The organism is Methylobacter svalbardensis, from assembly GCF_037671525.1.
Taxonomy (GTDB): domain Bacteria; phylum Pseudomonadota; class Gammaproteobacteria; order Methylococcales; family Methylomonadaceae; genus Methylobacter_A; species Methylobacter_A svalbardensis.
This window is the reverse complement of sequence record NZ_JAWPOH010000062.1, coordinates 1-17,703: the sequence shown is the minus strand read 5'-3', so window position 1 is coordinate 17,703 and position 17,703 is coordinate 1. Positions and strand designations below refer to the sequence as shown.

Below are 17,703 nucleotides of genomic sequence, written 5' to 3'. Positions count from 1 at the left end.
TTCTGGCAAACATATGGTTGGGAGGGATTTGGGGCGTTTAGGGCCGACGGTTTCGCTACAGTACCGTGCTGCTGGATAATTTTCCAAGAATCAGGCTGCAAAAAATTTAAAAACTTGAACATCGAGTTTCACATAACAATACAGCATTGTTACTGTTATCTACGCAAGGATATTCAGCTGACTAAATGTTCCATAGTCTTCTGGGCGCATGAAGAAAGATTGCAGAGCTAAAGCTGACCGGCTGAAGCCGGTGGTTTTAACCTTGCGTTTGGAAAATAAATAGATGGCAATGTTTGGAGTCAAATGTAACAAAAAACTGACGTAAACCGCAAAAAATGACTTGCCAATACAACTATTGGGTTACTACATTAGATTGTAACTAGATTTCATAATAATTTAGAGAGAAAGATGAAATGAATGAAGAAGATCGTAAGCGTATTCTCGAAAGCCCGCCTGTTGGCACTTTTGCACTAATGTCAGTGGTTATCGGCGGTATGGTGGTCGCGTGGCTATTTCTTTATTACGGCGTATTTCTGCCGCGAGGCTAGGGTTTCATTATGCAAACAGAACTATTAAAACCAAAATATAAACAGGTCTTGCGAGATTTTTACGCGCAACTTCGTGATTTTTACACGCAACTTCGTGCCATTCGTGTCGATCAACTGGAACGTAAGTGGATTGCCATCTCAATGCTGGTTATCGGTCTTTTTGTCGGCATCATCACTATTGATGCATTTTTCCACGGCGTCAACCCACCCAGTAAAGTTGAAACAATTGATTCCGCAAGTCTGCATTTAAATAAAGAATTTGCTGAAGACAACCTGGGCGTGCAAGTGGATGCCAAGGGCAATGTCATAATCAGAATGGTCGCCGGGCGTTATTCCTTTTTCCCAAAACACATTGAAGTCCCTGCCGAGACGCCATTAACCTTTCGTTGGGTTAGTATGGATGTTTTACACGGCGTCCATATCCCGATGACTAACATGAGTTCCATGATTGTGCCGGGTTATGTGGCGGAAATTACCACCACTTTTCCGAAACCGGGCGAATATCCGGTGCTGTGCAATGAATATTGTGGCTTGGGTCATAACCACATGTGGAGCAATCTTTCTGTCATCGCCAAGGAAGTCTGGTCTGCTCCTGTAAAGTCGCCCGCTAAAGGAGGATCAAATAATGAATGATGCAGCAGAACGAAAACTGGCCTTAAGCCATCTATGGGTGGCCTTTATTGCCTTTGTCGTGGCTTGTTTCATGGGTGAATATCAAGTACTGGAACGTAGCGGCTTTATCCCGGCTCTGGACTCACCCAGTGTGTATTTTGCCTCGGTGAGTACGCACGGGATATTGATGGCGTTTGTACTAACATTCTTTTTTATTATGGGCTTTGGTTACACCATCGCCACGACCAGCTTAAAACAACCGGTATGGAATAAGCCACTGGCATGGGGTGGATTCTGGCTTGCTTTAACCGGTGTAGTAATGGCTGCCATTCCCTTGCTTACCGGAAAGGCATCGGTGCTTTATACGTTTTACCCCCCGATGGTTGCGCATGCAGCATTTTATATCGGCGCTACCTTACTGGTTATCGGTTCCTGGGTCTGGTGTGTCATCATGCTGGTGATGTTTATGCAATGGAAAAAAGCCAACCCAGGGCAAGCTGTGCCTTTAGCCATGTTCGCAACTGCAATGAATGCTTTGTTGTGGCTATGGACCAGTGTCGGTGTTGCCTTGGAGGTAATTTTTCAATTAATTCCGCTGTCCCTGGGTTGGATCGATACGATTGATCCGGGTCTGGCTAGAACGTTATTTGCCTGGACCTTACACCCCATCGTTTATTTCTGGTTGATTCCTGCCTACACCGCTTTTTATGTGTTTGTACCTAAACAGGCGGGCGGCTTTCTGTTCAGTGATGAGATAGCCAGACTGGCATTTATCGTATTAGTTGTTTTCAGCTTGCCGATAGGCATGCATCACCTTTTCATGGATCCGGAACAGGCTAAGGGCTGGAAATTATTACACGGCATCGGCACTTTCGTGGTTGCTTTACCAACTTTGGTGACAGGTTTTGCCGTCATTGCCTCACTGGAAATTGCCGGACGCTTGCGGGGCGGCAAAGGACTTTTCGGGTGGATACTCAGCTTGCCCTGGACCAATACGATGGTGCTGTCGGTTATTTTGTCGTTACTGATGTTGATTTTTGGCGGCTTTGGCGGCATCGTCAACGCCAGTTATGCGATGAATGCCATGATACACAATACCGCTTGGGTGCCCGGTCACTTTCATCTGATTTTTGCCGGCACCACCGTCATTATGTATTTTGCCATTGCCTATTATTTGTGGCCCATGCTGGTTAAAAAACCGTTATTTTCCAGCTCTATGGCGCTGGTTCAGTTATGGACGTGGTTTATAGGTATGAGTATATTGACGACGCCCTGGCATGTGTTGGGTTTGTTAGGTCAGCCCCGTCGTATTTCCAGTGTTGTTTACAATAATTTACTGACGTTGGCCTGGAAACCTTACGAGTTAATGATGATATTTGGCGGTTTAATACTGCTGGGGTCGGCTTGTTTATTTATCTACAATCTGGCCAAGACGCAATTGAATTCGGCGTCAGCAGCATTTGATGAACAAATTGAATTTGCCGAGCCAATACATGCGGTAGAGTCACTCCCCGAATGGTTGAATGACTTTAAACTCTGGAACAAAGTGATAGCGGTTTTAATGACCATCAGCTTCGGCTATCCCATCTTACAGTTCTTTTTTATGGACACTTCCGGTTCATCGCCATGGGGATTTTAAACATGAAACGAATGCTGCTATTACTAGCGTTTATTGCACCGGTTGTCGTTAATGCCGAGCCTGCCTCGCAAATCGCCTGGACGCCTGACGTCCTGAACCGGGTCAAAAACGGTAACCTTAATAAGGGTAAAGAACTAGCGGAATCCTGCAAAAGCTGTCATGGTGCTGAAGGCCAGGGCATGAAGGAGGAAACCAGGGACGATGAAACACTGCCTGCGATTCCAGCGCTTGCAGGTCAGGTCGCCAATTATACTTACAAACAATTGCGTGATTACTTCAATGGCAGTCGCAGTCATGATTCGATGACCGGAATTGCTAAAGGATTGACTGAACAGGATGCCGCTGATCTGGCAGTCTGGTTCAGTTCCTTACCGCCGCAAGAAAATAAATCGAGTAGCCAGAACCTCGACAGAGCGGAAAAAATGGTTGAACAGGGTGATGGCAAACGCACCCTGCCGCCCTGTTTTGTTTGTCATGGCGGAAAAGGTCAGGGCGAAAAAATGGATATTCCTATGCTGGCAGGACAGCAGTCCGATTATTTTGCGAGAACCTTGGAAGCCTATAAAAACGGCCAGCGGCATAACGATATTTATAGCCGTATGCGGCTAATTGCCCAGCAACTGAGTGATGAAGAAATCAAGGAGCTGGCTCAGTATTACCAGCAATTCGGCGTTGTTGAATAAAACAGTTTTTTCAGCATTCAAGTTGGTTATATGGGTTATTCTGCATAAAGGTACGTAACGCACCATAGGATTTAAAAATTTCACTTCCAGTGCCGTTGGATATTTTGTATTAACTATTTTCGGTTCTGGGGGCAGAGAACGACAAATGCGACGAAGTTTCTGTCTTGAGCACGCAGCAGCTACAATTTATTGCATTGCACAAACGTTCAGATACTGTTGGCGAATTCCAGTCGGTGGCGAGAATTAACCAAAAACCGACGCAAATTCGGTCAAAATTGGGGGCAAGATGCTGTTCAGTCTGCCGAATTGTATGGCTTGTGGGGCGAAAATCGTTAAAAATCGAATTCGCCAACAGTATCTGTCCGTTTGATGAACAATTAATGTCAATAGTCAACTCACAATTGACGCTGAGAGCTTGCAGCAGAAACAGTTATAACAGCAATGTCTGGTTGCCATGCTATTCTAGACGATTAGTCGGATACTAATTTTCAGTGAACAATAATTGTAGGCGTTGTTGAATAAACCAGCAAGCAATTGATTTATATAGATAAAGTTTCAATATAAATTTTAGTGAAATCCATAAAAATCAGAGTATTACGTTTTATTTATTCAACAACGCCGCAGTGATTAGGTCACGATTTTTGTTACTTGCTGAATTTAATCCTACCTATAATGCGATAGAAGATCCTTTACATGGAAAATTTCAATTACTTTGTCTTTGCTCGCGTTCTTCATGTTATTGGCGTAGTGCTTTGGATCGGTGGTGTAGCATTTGTTACGACCGTGCTTATTCCATCGCTCAAAAACATAAACGATTCAACAAATAAGCTGGAGTTATTCGAGCAGCTCGAAGGAAAATTTTCATTTCAGGCAAAGCTAGCCACATTAGTCACCGGAATTTCTGGCTTTTACATGGTTGAAGTTATGAATGCCTGGGATCGTTATCAGCAGTTGCAATTCTGGTGGATGCACTTGATGACGTTAATTTGGTTTATATTCACCCTGGTTTTATTTGTGTTTGAGCCACTATTTCTTCATCAATGGTTTCATGAGCAAGCAGTAAAAGATAGCGCCAAAACTTTTTCCCAAGTTCACACAATACACAAGATCTTGCTTGCACTCAGTTTGCTTGCTGTATTGGGAGCGGTAGCAGGGGCGCATGGGTTTTATTAGCGAGAAAAATACCCACCAGCAAGGAACTTATTATCAAATGTAATTGAAGATCGTATGTGCTTCTTCTTTTCTATATAAGCCGCTTATTAGGCTACTTCGCTCTCTATAAAGGAGGTTAAATTGTATAAAGCTCTCATACCTTTATTTGCGTTAATAGCCACATCGGTATTAGCAAGTGACTTAGATAAACGCCAAGTTCTTATAGTCACCGAGTCACAGCGTTTACATGTTATAGAAGAGATGGGGGCCTTATTGTCAGGAACCCAGAATATCCTTGCAGCACTTTCCAAGGGCGATATGGCGGCAGTTAATCAATACGCCAGTTCTCTCGGTATGAGCATGACTATTAAGACCGAAGACCATCTTAAAGGGGTATTACCGAAGGAGTTTATGCAGCTTGGAATAGCTGTTCATCAAGATTTTGACAAAATAGCCGCAGATGCACTGGCTATTAAAGATCCAAAGCATTCCTTGCAACAATTAAGTGAATCAATGAGTAAGTGTGTTGCTTGTCATGCCACTTACCAAATACGTACTGTAAAGACATCCCTAAAACCTGCCAGTAAATCCAATCACCATGAACACTAACATTTTTCAGATTCCTGATCGCCTCACGGTATGGCAGTGCATCGGTTGCGGAAAAATCGAAGGCCCACAACCCTGTATTGGAGTCTGCGAGGATCATAAGGTGGAATTAGTTCACGCCTCGGTATACGACAAAGCGATTGAACAGGTAGCGATAATCCAGCGACGCGCTGAAGCTCTTGAAACCATTGTCCGGTTTATTGCACACACCACCCCACATGAGGGTAAATGGGAGGCATCATACCGTGCTTTACAGGATCAGGCTCGTCAGACTTTGGTAGCCATTGGTGTAGATGGCGTAAAGGAGACTGGAGAGGCATAGATTTTCTGACTTCAATCCTACTTCTCCAGATCAACCATCTTCAATCAAGAAGACAGACTTTATCGCCGATGTGAATCTGTCCTCCAGCACCACTCGTTACCATCCCAATCGCAAAAGTCGGCTTTTTCTGATTAAAGGTGCTGAGCAGCGTTTTGAGGATCGGCAAATCTCGTTCGCCTGAGTTAGGGTTAGCCTGCGTAGCGAGGCATCTGCTCTTCGGTGTCACTACATCGAAAATAACCTGACCGATACGAATTTTTCGCTTCACCCAGCTTTGTTCTTCCCATGGCTCCAGACCTTCAATAGCGATGTTTGAGCGAAAACGCAGCTCACTGAGATCGGCATCACCGACTGCACCGGCAACAGCGGCCAGGCTTTCACGGCTATGCAAGGTTATCTGGCCAGCTTCATTATCCTGATAACGGGACATAATTCCGTTTCCAACAACGCGTAGCGGAAGCCGATCAGGATGAAAAGAAAGTGGATTCTCGTCCAGTTGGAGGACATAATTTTCAATCGCCGCCGCTATTCGCTTACGCCCATTATCATCCAGTGGCTCATCGACCAAAACCGTGTCTTCAAAACTGATGCCTAATCTAAGCGTCTGATGATTGAACCGAAGGTGAAGGCGGGCTATGCCAGGCGTGTTCACTAGAGCAATGAATTCGTGTTTTGTACTCCAAGCATCATCAATCACGCCTGAATTGGCAAAGCGGATACCAAGAACTCGATCCCCCGCGATTCGACCTTGAGCAAGGACATCTAAAACTTCACATGCTTCAGGTGTAAAACCTTTCACGGGATAACGATATAAGGCAACGACACGAGGCATATGCATTCTCCATACAGAAAAAACTGATTTCCACTAGCAAGCCAAGCTTAAATAACCAATGCAGAATCTAATGGCTTTTGTTTAAAATCTGGATCATGATTTAATGTGGGGCTAGATTTTTTTGTATTTAACAGGCTTGCGCTCCTGCTATTATTAATTGATGAGGAAAGTACAAGGTTCAAAATACACAACTATATTTTTCGCCTTGTACTTAACGCCTGACTTATTTAACTTTCAATAACCTCAGGTGCTTTTCTCGTTTCGCCCTTGCCTATCGTTAGTAAATCCCAGACTAACAAAATAAATCCGGCAAAGGTCATGCCGCCAAAAAACAAACGCCAGACCATCGCACTTTGAAATGACGGATGGTTTTGCGCGGTAAAGTAACCGCCCCAGGTTGAGCCTTCTACCGCACGTTCAATAAATGACTGCTCATATCCCGCTATTAATAGCGCAATCGTCATTCCGAGAACGCCGCCATTGAGCAAACCTAAAGCCCATTTCCAGCGCCAGGCATTCTGACTGCCGCCGCCCATCCAGACATCACCACGCCAGTGTTGTATGGCTAGATAAAAGAATGCAATATTAATCGTGGCGTAAGCGCCAAAGAACGCTAAATGACCATGTGAAGCCGACCACTGCGTACCATGGGTAAATATGTTGATTTGTGGAAGGGTGTGCATGAAGCCCCAAACGCCTGCACCAAAAAAGTTGCCGAAAGCTTGAGCAATAATCCAGGCTAAAGCTGGATGGTTGCCATTTTTAAACGCATGAGCACCGGAATCATAAACCGCATGAACCACCATGGCGACCAGTGGAATAGGTTCAAGGGCAGAGAAAAAACCACCGATGGTCAACCAGTATTCGGGTGTGCCGATCCAAAAATAATGATGACCCAAGCCTAAAATGCCAGAGCCAAACATCAAGGCGACTTCAATATACAGCCAGGTTTGTACGATTTTACGTCTGACGCCTAATAGTTTCATCAGTGACCAGGCCATGATTACGCCGACCAGTACTTCCCAGGTTGCCTCGACCCACAAGTGAATGACCCACCACCACCAGTATTGCTCGTGGGTAATATTGGTCATATAAAACATACCGGCAACATATAAACCAGCCAATGCGACCAAATCCAGGGTCAAAACCCCTGCAATACCCGACCATTTGCCTTTGCTGAAGGTCGCGACAACATTATAGAAAAATATCAGTATGACAACCACAATGCCGATATCCGCCCAACGTGGCGCTTCAATATATTCGCGACCTTCGTTAATGAACCAAAGACTGGAATCCTTACCGGGGCCAATCTGCACTAACAAGTAAACCATCACCACCAATGTGACAGCCCCGGTGAATACCCAGAAGGCGATATTACCCAGTTTTAAGCCGACGATTTCAGTGCCGCTCTCATCTTCAAGAAACCAATAAACACAGCCTATAAAACCATACAGCATCCATACGATCATCGCATTAATATGGATCATACGGTTAACGCTAAAATCCAGGATTTCGTAAAGAAAGCCAGGAAAAATAAACTGTGTCGCGGCCAATAGGCCAAACAGAATTTGCGCGAAAAACAAAATAACCGCAACCGTAAAATATTTAACGGCCAGTTGCTGCCCATCAGTTAAATTGGTGCTGTCCAGTTGCACCCAGGCTTTGAAATCATTAAGACAGACACGCGATTTCTCACATAAAGCAGTCGCACTTTGCATGATCCCATTTAATCCACTTGTATTCATGCTCATTCCTCGGCATTAATGGTTTTAAAATTATAGGGGAAGCCATTGGTATCAATACTCGACATCCACTTTAAAAAAGCAACAATGCCTTTCGCTTCCTGTTCGGTAATCTTTAGATTTGGCATTTTCCGGTTGCTGCCAAAGGTACGGGCGTTGTTTTCAGGGTCCATCAAAAATTTTACCATCATGTCTTCGCGCATTTCCCTGGAAATCCAGCCTTTATCCAACCAGGCTTTGGTTAAATCAGGGGCGTAATAAGCCCCATTACCTAATAAGGTATGACAATTCATGCAGTTTTTGGCTTGTGTGGTTTTTTTACCTAGATCGACCAATTGCCGCGCTTCTTCTTCGGTGTATTCTTTACCGAATAGAAGCTCAGTGTCACCGATAATCGGCATGGATTTATGTAATTCTTTGTTAAATTGGTAATCGATTTTTTTGTTAATAACGCTGTAGGCGGGTACTCGTTTACTGCCTGCGCTGGTTTTGCTTAATGAATCCATGGTCAACACCACTAAAATCAAAAATGATCCCGCTGTTACCCAGATTGCCGTTTTCTTCCAGAATGATTCCGAAGCCCATAAGGGTGTTTCATTCATAGCTTATCCTCTGTTGTTGTAGTTAAATCAGTGTCTGCATGAGCATGTGTTTTAACACAAAGATGCCAAATACCTATGGGTGCAAAAAAATAGCCTATAACCATTAAGAAAGAAATAATCAGCCAGTAACCTTGAAAATGTGCTGCCCGCGTTAATTCAGCCACGGAAATTATCAGCACAACATAAGCAACATAAGCAGCAATTTTAATGCGAAAATTTGGATTCACTTTAGACCAGGAAAACAGTAATGCATAACTTGCACCTGCCATTATGATTAAAGCGGATGAAAAAAAAGTGATGAAGAAATCTTGAAAAGCGACGGGTTCGATCATGAATGATTAACCTTAATATCCGTTAATAAAAACGACGCAAAGTGAATGACGGGAGATCAAAGTCCTTGCACTATAACATAATGGCTATTTTTGCCCATCCCCTCGAAAAGGTAAAAATTAGGGGTTAATTAACCAAAAGAACGGTTTGTCCTGCGACCCCTCTTAAACCCTTGATACAAGCGGCTTACAGAGAAAATATCGATTTCAAAACCGCCGATAATATTTTTTATAAGTTGTTGAATATTATTGTAATTATGGATTATTTGGTTTTCATGCTTATAAATGAGGCTGATTTGATGTTGTGAAGGGGTAGCCGCCAAAGTATTCATGCGCAACAATGTAAGACTCAAGATTACCATCACTCGCTCGTTTCATTCAGCAATTTGTAAACGGTTGACCGCCCAATGCCCATTTGTTTGGCGATGTCGGTTGCCCCTAATCCATTCTTATGCAATGCCCGTAGTCTTTCCGTATCGACGCTACGCTTGCGCCCAAACTTCACCCCTTTGGCCTTGGCCTCAATGCGGCCCTCGTTGGTGCGCTCAAGGATGCGTTGTCGTTCCGCCTGGGCTACGGCAGACAGAATGGTGACGACCATTTTGCCCATGGTGCCTTCGGTGCTGATGCCATCATCCAAAAAACGGATGGCAACGCCGATGTTATCGAATTCTTTGATCAAGGTGATCATGTCCGCCGTATCCCGTCCCAATCGATCCAACTTTTTGACCAGGATCACGTCGCCTTCTTCTACCTTGACCCGCAGCATATGCAAGCCATCCCGGTTGATGTGGCTGCCGGAAACCTTGTCAGTAAAAATACGGCTCGTTTTGACTCCGGCTTCCTTCAGCGTCTTGACTTGGCCATCAAGGGATTGTTGGCTCGTGGATACCCGAGCATAACCAAATAATCTCATTGCTTAAAACTGTCTCCTAAATCGATTAATAGACAGTATGTCTATTAATGCACTGAAAAACGATTTAATAGACAGTTTATTCTAAGCCAATTACCCTGTCTACAAACTTATAATATTGTAGACAACTATAACGTCAGCGATGAATACACTCTGACAATTTAGCCCAACCGAAAGATGAAGTCGACCCCGTGAGGGGAATGCGGAACTGCGAGCATTATGTGGTAGGGTGCTTGGCTTAGAAGATAGCTATACTATTCACGCTTGGACATCAACGCCGACAAATAATAATTGCTCGCTTATATCCATTCTGATATATTCAAGCTATGAAGAAAATACACTTTCTGGGCGACTCGCTCAAGCGTTTGCGGGAGTTTCCCGAAGATGTCAGGCAAGATGCAGGATACCAACTTGATAAGGTGCAACGTGGAGAACAGCCGGACGATTTCAAACCAATGCCAACCATCGGCAAGGGTGTTGAAGAAATCCGGGTGTGGGACGACTCAGGTATTTACCGAGCGATCTACACTGCCAGGATGGCTGATGCAGTCTACGTGCTGCACACTTTCCAGAAGAAAACACCGGCCACGGCTAAGTCCGACATCGAGCTGGCCAGTAAGCGATACACCGAACTTTTGAGGGGCAACCAATGACCAATACCGAATCTTTTAGCAGCGTGTGGGACGCGATTGCCGATACGCCAGAACAGGCCGCCAACCTTCGGGCGCGAGCCGAACTGATGCAGCAAATTTCCGCCATTATTAAGGCCAATGACTGGAAGCAAGCAGAAGCCGCAACTCATTGCAGAGTCACCCAACCACGCATTAATGATTTGTTGCGGGGCCGCGTGTCGCGGTTTTCGCTGGATGCTTTGGTAAACATTGCCACGGCGCTTGGCCGACGTGTGCATGTGGCGTTGGAAGCGGCATAATTCGAGTAAGTGAGCTTATGTTAAATTTGTTTTTCAGGGACGATAAAAATATCGTAGGTACCCCTTTCCCTGCCATTATGACCCCTTTCCAAGTCCAGGTGCTCCGCCTTGATAAAATGGTACTATGTTCTTTGGCAAAGTTGGGTAGGCATTCGATCTTTTCTTATTCCTTTGTTGTCCACGATTCATATCGTAAACGATTGTTCTGACTTCCTTATCAATGGCGCAAGCATTAATTAACTCCTCCGTGCTGAGTCCGTATAAGGCAAGAATACTTTTAATTCTTTCTCGTAAAGGTTTGCGATTAGCCAATAACAACTTTTCCTCGTAATTTGTGCGATGGCTTCTTTCTAATTTATTTTCATGGCAAAGAAAATCAGTTAATAAACCGGAAATCCCAATAACTTCTCTAAGACGACAAAAATGGCAGCTAGTTGGAATGTAAGAACCAACAGGGTAATTAATTTTGTGTGAACATTTTTTACACTGACAGTCTGACCATTCTGTTTTAATTTTAGCTTCTTTAACTTGAGCTATGATTTTAATTTTGACTTTAGTCTCTGCAGGGTTTTTTGTTGATGCGACAGCATTAGTAGTATCCCTACCATAAACCGCATTTAGAACATTCATACGGTTAGCTTTATTGGCTTTATCCTCAGCTTTATAAGCTTTAGCTTTAATTGATCCAAGAGTAGGCTTGCAACTTGTGCAAAAGGCATTTAACTCTCTCTTTCTACTTCCACATTTTGGACATATTTTAAGCATCAATACACTCCAGGTTAAATCCCTTGCTTTTAATTGGACGACAGGGGCGGACAGTGGAAAAAATTGAAAGCCGTTTTACAAGGCTTGTCCAACAAACGGCTTAGAGATTGTGGTTCGCTTTTCTCGTACAAGCTAAGGCAACGCGTTTTGTTGGTCTGGTCATATTTGGATATTATCAGAAGGCCATACCGTAAACAAGTGTTTACGGTATGGCTAAACCGCCACACCGGAAACCCCGTTTTTACTGGGTTACAGAGAGGCGAATTCAGAGGGGTTTTCGGTATGGGTCTTAATACGGTCAGGCTGGGTAACATAGCTATTAGTTATAGGGAGGCCAAAGCTAATGGAATATATTCCGAAGAGCCTAGGTATATTGGAAAAATTGAATCGCAACGTGCCATTCAGAATGTGATCAAAAAAATAGTGAAAAAAAATACGGAGGGTCATAAAAATTCTTGACGGCTGCGATCAAGCTTATGAAATCACAGGTGCGGCTCGACGTGTCATAAATCTTTTTTTCTGAACAATGGCGGACGCGGTTTTAATTACTTTTTGCTTTACTTTATCACTCTACCAAGTCGCTTTATCTCGACAAAAATGAAAAGCTCATCATCTTGCGTAATTGGTCGAGCGTGCATTGTTGAAATACGTGGCACATAAAGCCGTTGGAACGATTCTCGCACGCTATCCATTCTTCCAAAGAAGGGTTCAAAGACTTGTCTCCAATTATCCCGTTTGCAAATTACATGCACATAATCTGTAAAGTCTGCATAGCAGATAATCGGAAAAACAAGTTCCCTAGAGTTCTCAGCCTTATGTTTCTTTTCCTGCCATTTGTCGTAAAGGCCGTTCGGTAAGCGTTGTTTCGGCCATTCAGACCCAAAAGCTTCGGTCATCTTCTCGTCAATAAAGTTACGCAGCTGTGTTTCAAATCGTAAAAAGAAGTTATGCGCCCTGTTTGTGCGTTCGAGGTCTTCCTCAAAATCTTTATCTTCCGACACCGATAGCGGAGAGCCGTAACGCTCAACTAAGGAAGGCGGTTCCCGCAGTATTCCTGCAACTTCTAAACTTTCCGCGAAAGCAAGGGCTGGGAAATTCGTAAGATCACTATTCAAGCCGCGCTCAACATAAAAATCTGAACGCGCTCCTAGATCGTCTAAAATTGCTTTAGGCCAGGTGATGTTATCTCGCCAGTCACCTAGATCGGCGCGCAATATTTCAGTGAGACGATCATCAAATGGCCGCAGACTGGCTAAGCTATGTCCGATTTTCTGCAATTCAGCGAATCCGCCAAGAGAACTTAGGGCGTTCTGCATATCAAGCCAAGGAGCGCGCATAGACAATATCGCTTTCTGTAGCTCAGAAGCCTGAATCGCAATGCCTGTTTTATTAAGTTTTTCTATGAGGTTTTTGATATCGCGATGTTTGGTATACAGAACCTTGCCTCATAATCTTTCAAGGCTTTTATACCTTCGAGAACGCTGCTTGAAGGCATCATATTTTTTAAAAGTCGGGATGCTTGTAAATCAGCAACAGGCCCAAGCGTGGCATGCAAGAATTTCTGTTGACGGGTTATGTCTTCTATAAGGAGGGACGTTACCGAATCTCTCTCGAGTATTTTAATGTTCGCAAATGACGTCGCCATTTGCTCATAAATGGAATTGATTGGGTTGATGGCTAATGTGAGAGAGTCTTTTGCCACAAGAATTTTTTTTGTCATATCATTTATCACGCTGTTGCAACTACCTCATCCTATCATTAAATCTCCGTTCCCTTACTTGTCTTTGCTGCATATCGCAATCACGAATTCATGAAATTAAGATACCCATATATTTTGATTTATGGCACAAGCTTTAATGAGTAAGGCGGAAGGTTCTCAACTGGGGAACATAACGTCCTTTATGTTACTTTAAAAATCAGAGCAAGGGAATGAGTGGCCCTGACCCTTCTGTGGACTTTTAGATGGTTGCTTGCCGAGCTGAGTCATCAATATAAGCTTTTCTTAGCCAATCCCGTATTAGGCGATTTTGATTTCACGGAAGCTCTCGCTCAGCTGAAGTGCAGCACTCCTCCGGTCTCCCATATCCACAAGCAAGTCGAGAATTCGCAGCAATTTTTGGCCTAACTTAGGTGCCATTGGCGTGTCGCGGTCTGCGAAGTGTTGGACTAGGCTAGCTATGCGAGCGGGAATGAGTGTCCTGTGCCATCCTTTAAGCGGTTCCGAACCGTCACCAATCACCGCCAAAATCTGATCGGCAAACATCTCCGCCGGATACGCGACCTTCGAGCGCTCGCACAGTGTCAGGAAGTGGCTCATTAACGTGCCGGACCATCCGCCTGCCCGTATGAAGCAGTCAACAATTGGGAGGATCATCTTGATTTCCGACCAGTCGCCATTGACGTACCGAGCGGCTAATGATGCGTGCTCTAACGAAATGAACATGAGCGACCGAACCAGTCGCGGCTCATCGAAGCCAGAGAACTCTTCACTACGGTAGGAGTTTCGGTTGAAAGACGGGGCTTTGAGGAGACGTTCAAGACACAGGCTAAGGACGTCGACAGCGCCATCGGGAACCGACTGCGCGTCATAGACGTATCGGCAAATATACGTGGACACGAATGGTGCCAGCAGCGCCCAGCATGTATCGCCTTCAAGGTCGAAAATGGGTTCTAGGAACTGGGATCTGACCTCTGCAAGCGTTAACATGCCTGAGATACGGCCCAGCGTTTCGCCAAGTTCGTGGGTCCATTCGAAGAGCTGAGAGGATTCGCGATCCCTTCGCCCTTTCTTCACCCGGGGTGGTGAGTTCTTGGCGTTGGTCCATTGCAGAGCCACGGCAACGAACGTGAGAAGCTGACCTTTAGCTTCGCTTGCTATAATTTGTTCAAAAGGCACACGCTTCAAGACCTTTGAAGCGTATTGCGAATACCAATGTGTCGTCGGTGCAGTCCATGTCTCACCGGGCACTGTAACGTCATCCTCATCAAACTCGTGTTCGGGGTCTCGCCTTATATCCGCAGGATTTTCAACCTTGATCCACGCCGGGGGTGGAAGTGGTAGATCGAACCACCCATTTCCGTGCTGATAATACTTAACGGCAGCATTCAGAGCGTCCCGCACCCGCTTCGCTGAATGAATCGGCTCGCTCGGTCCCTTTGGCTGGGTGCGCGGTCTGGGTTCGATAAGGCAAAGCGTGAAGGCCAGATGCAGTGCGACCCACGCTAGCTTTGCGTTCTTTTCCCAAAGTATTGCTGTTTGCTCCAATGCGGCAAGCGAAACCGCCTCCAGCGGATGGGAGACCAGCGTGAGAAGTGCGGTAGCTGTTTTGGCGTCACCACCGGTTCCGTACCGTAAGTCGGCGGCGAGGCTGCGCGCGACAAATAAGGCTTGATGCCACGGGATGACCGCCGACGCTGTCCAAAACACATCGCACTTCTCCGGAGCCTGCATCGCGCGTGAGAGCACATCGCGAGCCCACTTCAACTCTGCATCGGCCATTCCTTCGCGGAATCGAAGGACGACAGCAGCAGTTGCTGCGATAGCACCTTTACGCATCCCAAGGTTTTCTTCATCATCGGCAGCCCCGAAAAGGGATGCGCTATCGAGTTTCTGCGCTAGCTCTATAGCAATCGGGATTTTGAGCGGGTCATCGACTTCTCCGTTTTCGAATGCCTTTGACGCCCAAGTCCACAGATTTCCCTCTTGGAGCGCCACCTGAGCGCGCTCGACCTTCGCAATGTTCTCTGGCTTCGAGGCTGATGGGCTTACGTGTACCACCTCGACCAGTCCGTCCTCGCTCGCCGGTTTTGTCGCTCTGTAATTCTCCATGTGTACGAGCTCGGCGTACTCAAGCGCCTGCTTTGTCAGATGGTCGCAGGCAGCAGAATTATTCCGGTGTTCCTCCATTTGGTACGGGAGGTTATCCTTGAAGCCGAGAATGGCCGCCCTAGTGCGCTCTCCAAATTCCTCACCAAGAATGTAGAGAGGGGCAAGCCAACGAAGCTGCATCTTCCGCACTACCCTCGCGGTTGCAGCCTTGATCGCATCAACATGCGGAAGATCGCTTGGATCGCTGAAACCCATGAGGTTCGTGATCAAGCTGGACATGTCTTGCACCATGCGATTGTGGTCGGCGAACCACAGTCGTTGGGCTGTGACAATAGGAAACATGGTCTCCGACAGTCGCTCGGTGTGCAAGGCGAGCATTGAGGCGGCCCCTAAGATCGCGGTACTTTGATTGCCTGCAACGATTTGATGAATCAGCTCGTCGACTGGTCGTCCGCGTTCCAACTCGGCGAAGCACCACTCCTCTAGCGCCATGAAGCCACACGCAAGCGCTTTTGGAACCCACATTGCACGATGCCAAAGATACTCCCTATCACCTCCCCAAAACTGCTGGGTGCCCCATGGAAACTGGATTTCCAAGGGAAGAGGCGTACCTGGGCTTTCATGCAGATGTCGGTGTAACTGACGCCATGCCATCACTGCGTGATTGCAGAGGTCATTGAACAACCTGATCGCTTGCTCCGGCGAAGTCTTGAACAGCGAATGGAACGGCTCGCGAAGTGGCGAAGGTGGCCAGAAGTTCTGGTAGTCGCGGTCAATAGTGAGTGTGTCCCAGTCGTGATACGAAAACTGTGAAAACCCGAAACGCGAGAAGCCACCTGAAATAATTAATTTTTCGTTGCGCGTTCGTTCTGATTCTGGCTTAGCAAGTGCCTTCTTCCGCAGCTCGGCCGCCTGCTGCATCTCCTTCCGCTCTCGCGCCACCTGGTCGTCAGGAAGCTCCCCCTTGAGATGCTTGAGTGTCAGGTCGACCAAAAGCTGAGGATGAGTACCAGCGAGTATCGGCGAGAAGTCCACAATCTCCTTGAACTTGTTATCTCGCAGCCGTTCTGATGCAATGACGCGTTTGAGATACTCCTCAGCCAGCTCCGGCATGGTGGCAGCAGAGCGAAAAATCAGATTGCTGAGCGACTGCCTGAAGTCACCAAGCTCTTTGAGTGGCTCCCAGCGTGATGCTTCAGTTGGCGTCTTGGTAGAGCCGAGCTTATCGATTTCACGCAGCCAGCCGGCACATTGAGTGACAAGCTCGCGCGAGATCGGATTCTTCACGCTGGCCAGCGCGTTCTGCCAAACCTCGAACACTGAAACGATGTCCGGGTACAACGTGACTGGGACGGTGTCCGTCCGCGCAAGAAGGAAGTCGATCAGCCTCCGCCAAGCGGCGAAATCGGACGGCCAGCCCAGAATGTCGGCAATTCGTATACGTTGGTCTTGTGGCAGTTCACCCGCGAGGATGTTTGGATTAGGTGTGGTCTTCTCGGCCTGAAACCAAACAAGTGCCTTCTTCAAAAAGCAGAACTCATCGGCCATAACTACATCGGCGAATTGAGCCTTGTCTTTCTCAAACGTGGATGCCGCAAGGGGACCAAGCAGCCAAGCACGCGTCCACTGCGAGCGCATCTTCGACGACGCCGTCAGACGCAGAGTATCTGCCCAACTATTGCCCTCCCTATACTCCCACTGCGACATAAGCTCGACGACCCGCGCGACCGCCGGTGGCTCACCGCACTCACGAACCTCCTCCGGCCATTTCTCTCCACGCTCCGAAAGGACGTGGAAGAACGACCACTCAAAGAAGATGTCGTGTGAGAATCGAACGGTGAGCCCTTCCCTAACATGCTGGAGGATACCGTCGGCCACCAATTGATCGATTAGGCCAATCGTTGGAGTTGTGAGCTGGCTAAGCGACACCGGCTGACTAAGTTGCCGGGCGCAGATCGCGCCGACTTCGATAATGGCACGTTGCCGTTCTATGGCGTTCCGACCTACCTCGTTATAGCCGCCTCGCGCCCACCAGTTTCCAATGAGATCGACTTCTGATTGCGGCTCGAAGGGCATAGCTATCTACACAAGTCACATTAGGAAATCCTGAGCTGTTTCTTGCAAAGCGGCAAGCTCCTCATGGGAGTAACAATCCAACACCTCCTGCATAGAAAGGAATATCCATAATCCTGCCAACA

Annotated in this window: 18 protein-coding genes; 9 read left to right on the top strand and 9 right to left on the bottom strand. The window is 46.4% G+C overall.

Annotated features, from left to right (window positions below; translation table 11 throughout):
• Nucleotides 1-413: 413 nt before the first annotated feature.
• From RW114_RS16915 to RW114_RS16885, 7 genes are all read left to right on the top strand, one after another.
• Nucleotides 414-548, top strand: a complete 135-nt coding sequence (locus RW114_RS16915; RefSeq protein WP_340123940.1) for a hypothetical protein — start codon at nucleotides 414-416, stop codon at nucleotides 546-548.
• Nucleotides 549-557: 9 nt separating this feature from the next.
• Nucleotides 558-1,181, top strand: a complete 624-nt coding sequence (locus RW114_RS16910; RefSeq protein ID WP_422614832.1) for a cupredoxin domain-containing protein — start codon at nucleotides 558-560, stop codon at nucleotides 1,179-1,181.
• Nucleotides 1,174-2,799, top strand: a complete 1,626-nt coding sequence (locus RW114_RS16905) for a b(o/a)3-type cytochrome-c oxidase subunit 1 (RefSeq protein ID WP_340123939.1) — start codon at nucleotides 1,174-1,176, stop codon at nucleotides 2,797-2,799. The genes RW114_RS16910 and RW114_RS16905 overlap by 8 nt, the downstream gene beginning before the upstream one ends.
• Before the next feature lie 11 nt (nucleotides 2,800-2,810).
• On the top strand, nucleotides 2,811-3,482 hold the full coding sequence (locus tag RW114_RS16900; RefSeq protein ID WP_340123938.1) for a c-type cytochrome: 672 nt from the start codon (nucleotides 2,811-2,813) through the stop codon (nucleotides 3,480-3,482).
• Nucleotides 3,483-4,175: 693 nt separating this feature from the next.
• Nucleotides 4,176-4,655, top strand: a complete 480-nt coding sequence (locus RW114_RS16895) for a hypothetical protein (RefSeq protein ID WP_340123937.1) — start codon at nucleotides 4,176-4,178, stop codon at nucleotides 4,653-4,655.
• 120 nt (nucleotides 4,656-4,775) lie between these two features.
• Nucleotides 4,776-5,243 carry a hypothetical protein gene (locus tag RW114_RS16890; RefSeq protein ID WP_340123936.1) on the top strand — a complete coding sequence of 156 codons (468 nt, stop codon included), beginning with the start codon at nucleotides 4,776-4,778 and terminating at the stop codon, nucleotides 5,241-5,243.
• Nucleotides 5,233-5,562 carry a hypothetical protein gene (locus RW114_RS16885; protein WP_340123935.1) on the top strand — a complete coding sequence of 110 codons (330 nt, stop codon included), beginning with the start codon at nucleotides 5,233-5,235 and terminating at the stop codon, nucleotides 5,560-5,562. Before RW114_RS16890 ends, RW114_RS16885 begins: the two co-directional genes overlap by 11 nt.
• 40 nt (nucleotides 5,563-5,602) lie before the next feature.
• On the opposite strand, the gene RW114_RS16880 is transcribed toward RW114_RS16885, so the two are convergent.
• The 5 genes from RW114_RS16880 to RW114_RS16860 all read right to left on the bottom strand — a co-directional run bounded on the left by RW114_RS16880 (nucleotide 5,603) and on the right by RW114_RS16860 (nucleotide 9,983).
• Nucleotides 5,603-6,394: an MOSC domain-containing protein gene (locus RW114_RS16880; protein ID WP_340123934.1), complete on the bottom strand. Its 792-nt coding sequence runs from the start codon at nucleotides 6,392-6,394 to the stop codon at nucleotides 5,603-5,605.
• Between the two features lie 227 nt (nucleotides 6,395-6,621).
• On the bottom strand, nucleotides 6,622-8,139 hold the full coding sequence (locus tag RW114_RS16875) for a cbb3-type cytochrome c oxidase subunit I (protein WP_340123933.1): 1,518 nt from the start codon (nucleotides 8,137-8,139) through the stop codon (nucleotides 6,622-6,624).
• 2 nt (nucleotides 8,140-8,141) lie between these two features.
• A complete protein-coding gene (locus RW114_RS16870) occupies nucleotides 8,142-8,738 on the bottom strand; it encodes a c-type cytochrome (RefSeq protein WP_340123932.1) in 597 nt (198 codons plus the stop codon).
• Nucleotides 8,735-9,070 carry a hypothetical protein gene (locus tag RW114_RS16865; RefSeq protein ID WP_340123931.1) on the bottom strand — a complete coding sequence of 112 codons (336 nt, stop codon included), beginning with the start codon at nucleotides 9,068-9,070 and terminating at the stop codon, nucleotides 8,735-8,737. Before RW114_RS16865 ends, RW114_RS16870 begins: the two co-directional genes overlap by 4 nt.
• A 358-nt stretch (nucleotides 9,071-9,428) precedes the next feature.
• Complete coding sequence (locus RW114_RS16860) at nucleotides 9,429-9,983, bottom strand: recombinase family protein (RefSeq protein WP_340123930.1); 555 nt, start codon at nucleotides 9,981-9,983, stop codon at nucleotides 9,429-9,431.
• Nucleotides 9,984-10,306: 323 nt separating this feature from the next.
• Between RW114_RS16860 and RW114_RS16855 the strand changes: the two genes are divergently transcribed.
• Both RW114_RS16855 and RW114_RS16850 read left to right on the top strand, forming a co-directional pair.
• Nucleotides 10,307-10,633, top strand: a complete 327-nt coding sequence (locus tag RW114_RS16855) for a type II toxin-antitoxin system RelE/ParE family toxin (protein WP_340123929.1) — start codon at nucleotides 10,307-10,309, stop codon at nucleotides 10,631-10,633.
• Entirely contained in the window at nucleotides 10,630-10,911 is a 282-nt protein-coding gene (locus RW114_RS16850) for a helix-turn-helix domain-containing protein (RefSeq protein ID WP_340123928.1), read from the top strand. Before RW114_RS16855 ends, RW114_RS16850 begins: the two co-directional genes overlap by 4 nt.
• A gap of 75 nt (nucleotides 10,912-10,986) precedes the next feature.
• On the opposite strand, the gene RW114_RS16845 is transcribed toward RW114_RS16850, so the two are convergent.
• From RW114_RS16845 to RW114_RS16830, 4 genes are all read right to left on the bottom strand, one after another.
• Nucleotides 10,987-11,676: a hypothetical protein gene (locus tag RW114_RS16845; RefSeq protein WP_340123927.1), complete on the bottom strand. Its 690-nt coding sequence runs from the start codon at nucleotides 11,674-11,676 to the stop codon at nucleotides 10,987-10,989.
• Between the two features lie 557 nt (nucleotides 11,677-12,233).
• Complete coding sequence (locus tag RW114_RS16840) at nucleotides 12,234-13,013, bottom strand: Swt1 family HEPN domain-containing protein (protein ID WP_340123926.1); 780 nt, start codon at nucleotides 13,011-13,013, stop codon at nucleotides 12,234-12,236.
• A 62-nt stretch (nucleotides 13,014-13,075) separates the two neighbouring features.
• On the bottom strand, nucleotides 13,076-13,396 hold the full coding sequence (locus tag RW114_RS16835; RefSeq protein ID WP_340123925.1) for a hypothetical protein: 321 nt from the start codon (nucleotides 13,394-13,396) through the stop codon (nucleotides 13,076-13,078).
• Between the two features lie 297 nt (nucleotides 13,397-13,693).
• The gene (locus tag RW114_RS16830) at nucleotides 13,694-17,581 is read right to left on the bottom strand and encodes a hypothetical protein (RefSeq protein ID WP_340123924.1); all 3,888 of its coding nucleotides are present in this window, start codon (nucleotides 17,579-17,581) and stop codon (nucleotides 13,694-13,696) included.
• Between the last annotated feature and the right edge of the window lie 122 nt (nucleotides 17,582-17,703).

Coding starts and splice junctions, on each gene's coding strand:
- RW114_RS16845 (WP_340123927.1), bottom strand. CDS start 11,676: ATGCTTAAAATATGTCCAAAATGTGGAAGTAGAAAGAGAGAGTTAAAT.
- RW114_RS16880 (WP_340123934.1), bottom strand. CDS start 6,394: ATGCCTCGTGTCGTTGCCTTATATCGTTATCCCGTGAAAGGTTTTACA.
- RW114_RS16900 (WP_340123938.1), top strand. CDS start 2,811: ATGCTGCTATTACTAGCGTTTATTGCACCGGTTGTCGTTAATGCCGAG.
- RW114_RS16910 (WP_422614832.1), top strand. CDS start 558: ATGCAAACAGAACTATTAAAACCAAAATATAAACAGGTCTTGCGAGAT.
- RW114_RS16850 (WP_340123928.1), top strand. CDS start 10,630: ATGACCAATACCGAATCTTTTAGCAGCGTGTGGGACGCGATTGCCGAT.
- RW114_RS16870 (WP_340123932.1), bottom strand. CDS start 8,738: ATGAATGAAACACCCTTATGGGCTTCGGAATCATTCTGGAAGAAAACG.
- RW114_RS16855 (WP_340123929.1), top strand. CDS start 10,307: ATGAAGAAAATACACTTTCTGGGCGACTCGCTCAAGCGTTTGCGGGAG.
- RW114_RS16835 (WP_340123925.1), bottom strand. CDS start 13,396: ATGACAAAAAAAATTCTTGTGGCAAAAGACTCTCTCACATTAGCCATC.
- RW114_RS16915 (WP_340123940.1), top strand. CDS start 414: ATGAATGAAGAAGATCGTAAGCGTATTCTCGAAAGCCCGCCTGTTGGC.
- RW114_RS16865 (WP_340123931.1), bottom strand. CDS start 9,070: ATGATCGAACCCGTCGCTTTTCAAGATTTCTTCATCACTTTTTTTTCA.
- RW114_RS16885 (WP_340123935.1), top strand. CDS start 5,233: ATGAACACTAACATTTTTCAGATTCCTGATCGCCTCACGGTATGGCAG.
- RW114_RS16895 (WP_340123937.1), top strand. CDS start 4,176: ATGGAAAATTTCAATTACTTTGTCTTTGCTCGCGTTCTTCATGTTATT.
- RW114_RS16840 (WP_340123926.1), bottom strand. CDS start 13,013: ATGCGCGCTCCTTGGCTTGATATGCAGAACGCCCTAAGTTCTCTTGGC.
- RW114_RS16860 (WP_340123930.1), bottom strand. CDS start 9,983: ATGAGATTATTTGGTTATGCTCGGGTATCCACGAGCCAACAATCCCTT.
- RW114_RS16875 (WP_340123933.1), bottom strand. CDS start 8,139: ATGAATACAAGTGGATTAAATGGGATCATGCAAAGTGCGACTGCTTTA.
- RW114_RS16905 (WP_340123939.1), top strand. CDS start 1,174: ATGAATGATGCAGCAGAACGAAAACTGGCCTTAAGCCATCTATGGGTG.
- RW114_RS16830 (WP_340123924.1), bottom strand. CDS start 17,581: ATGCCCTTCGAGCCGCAATCAGAAGTCGATCTCATTGGAAACTGGTGG.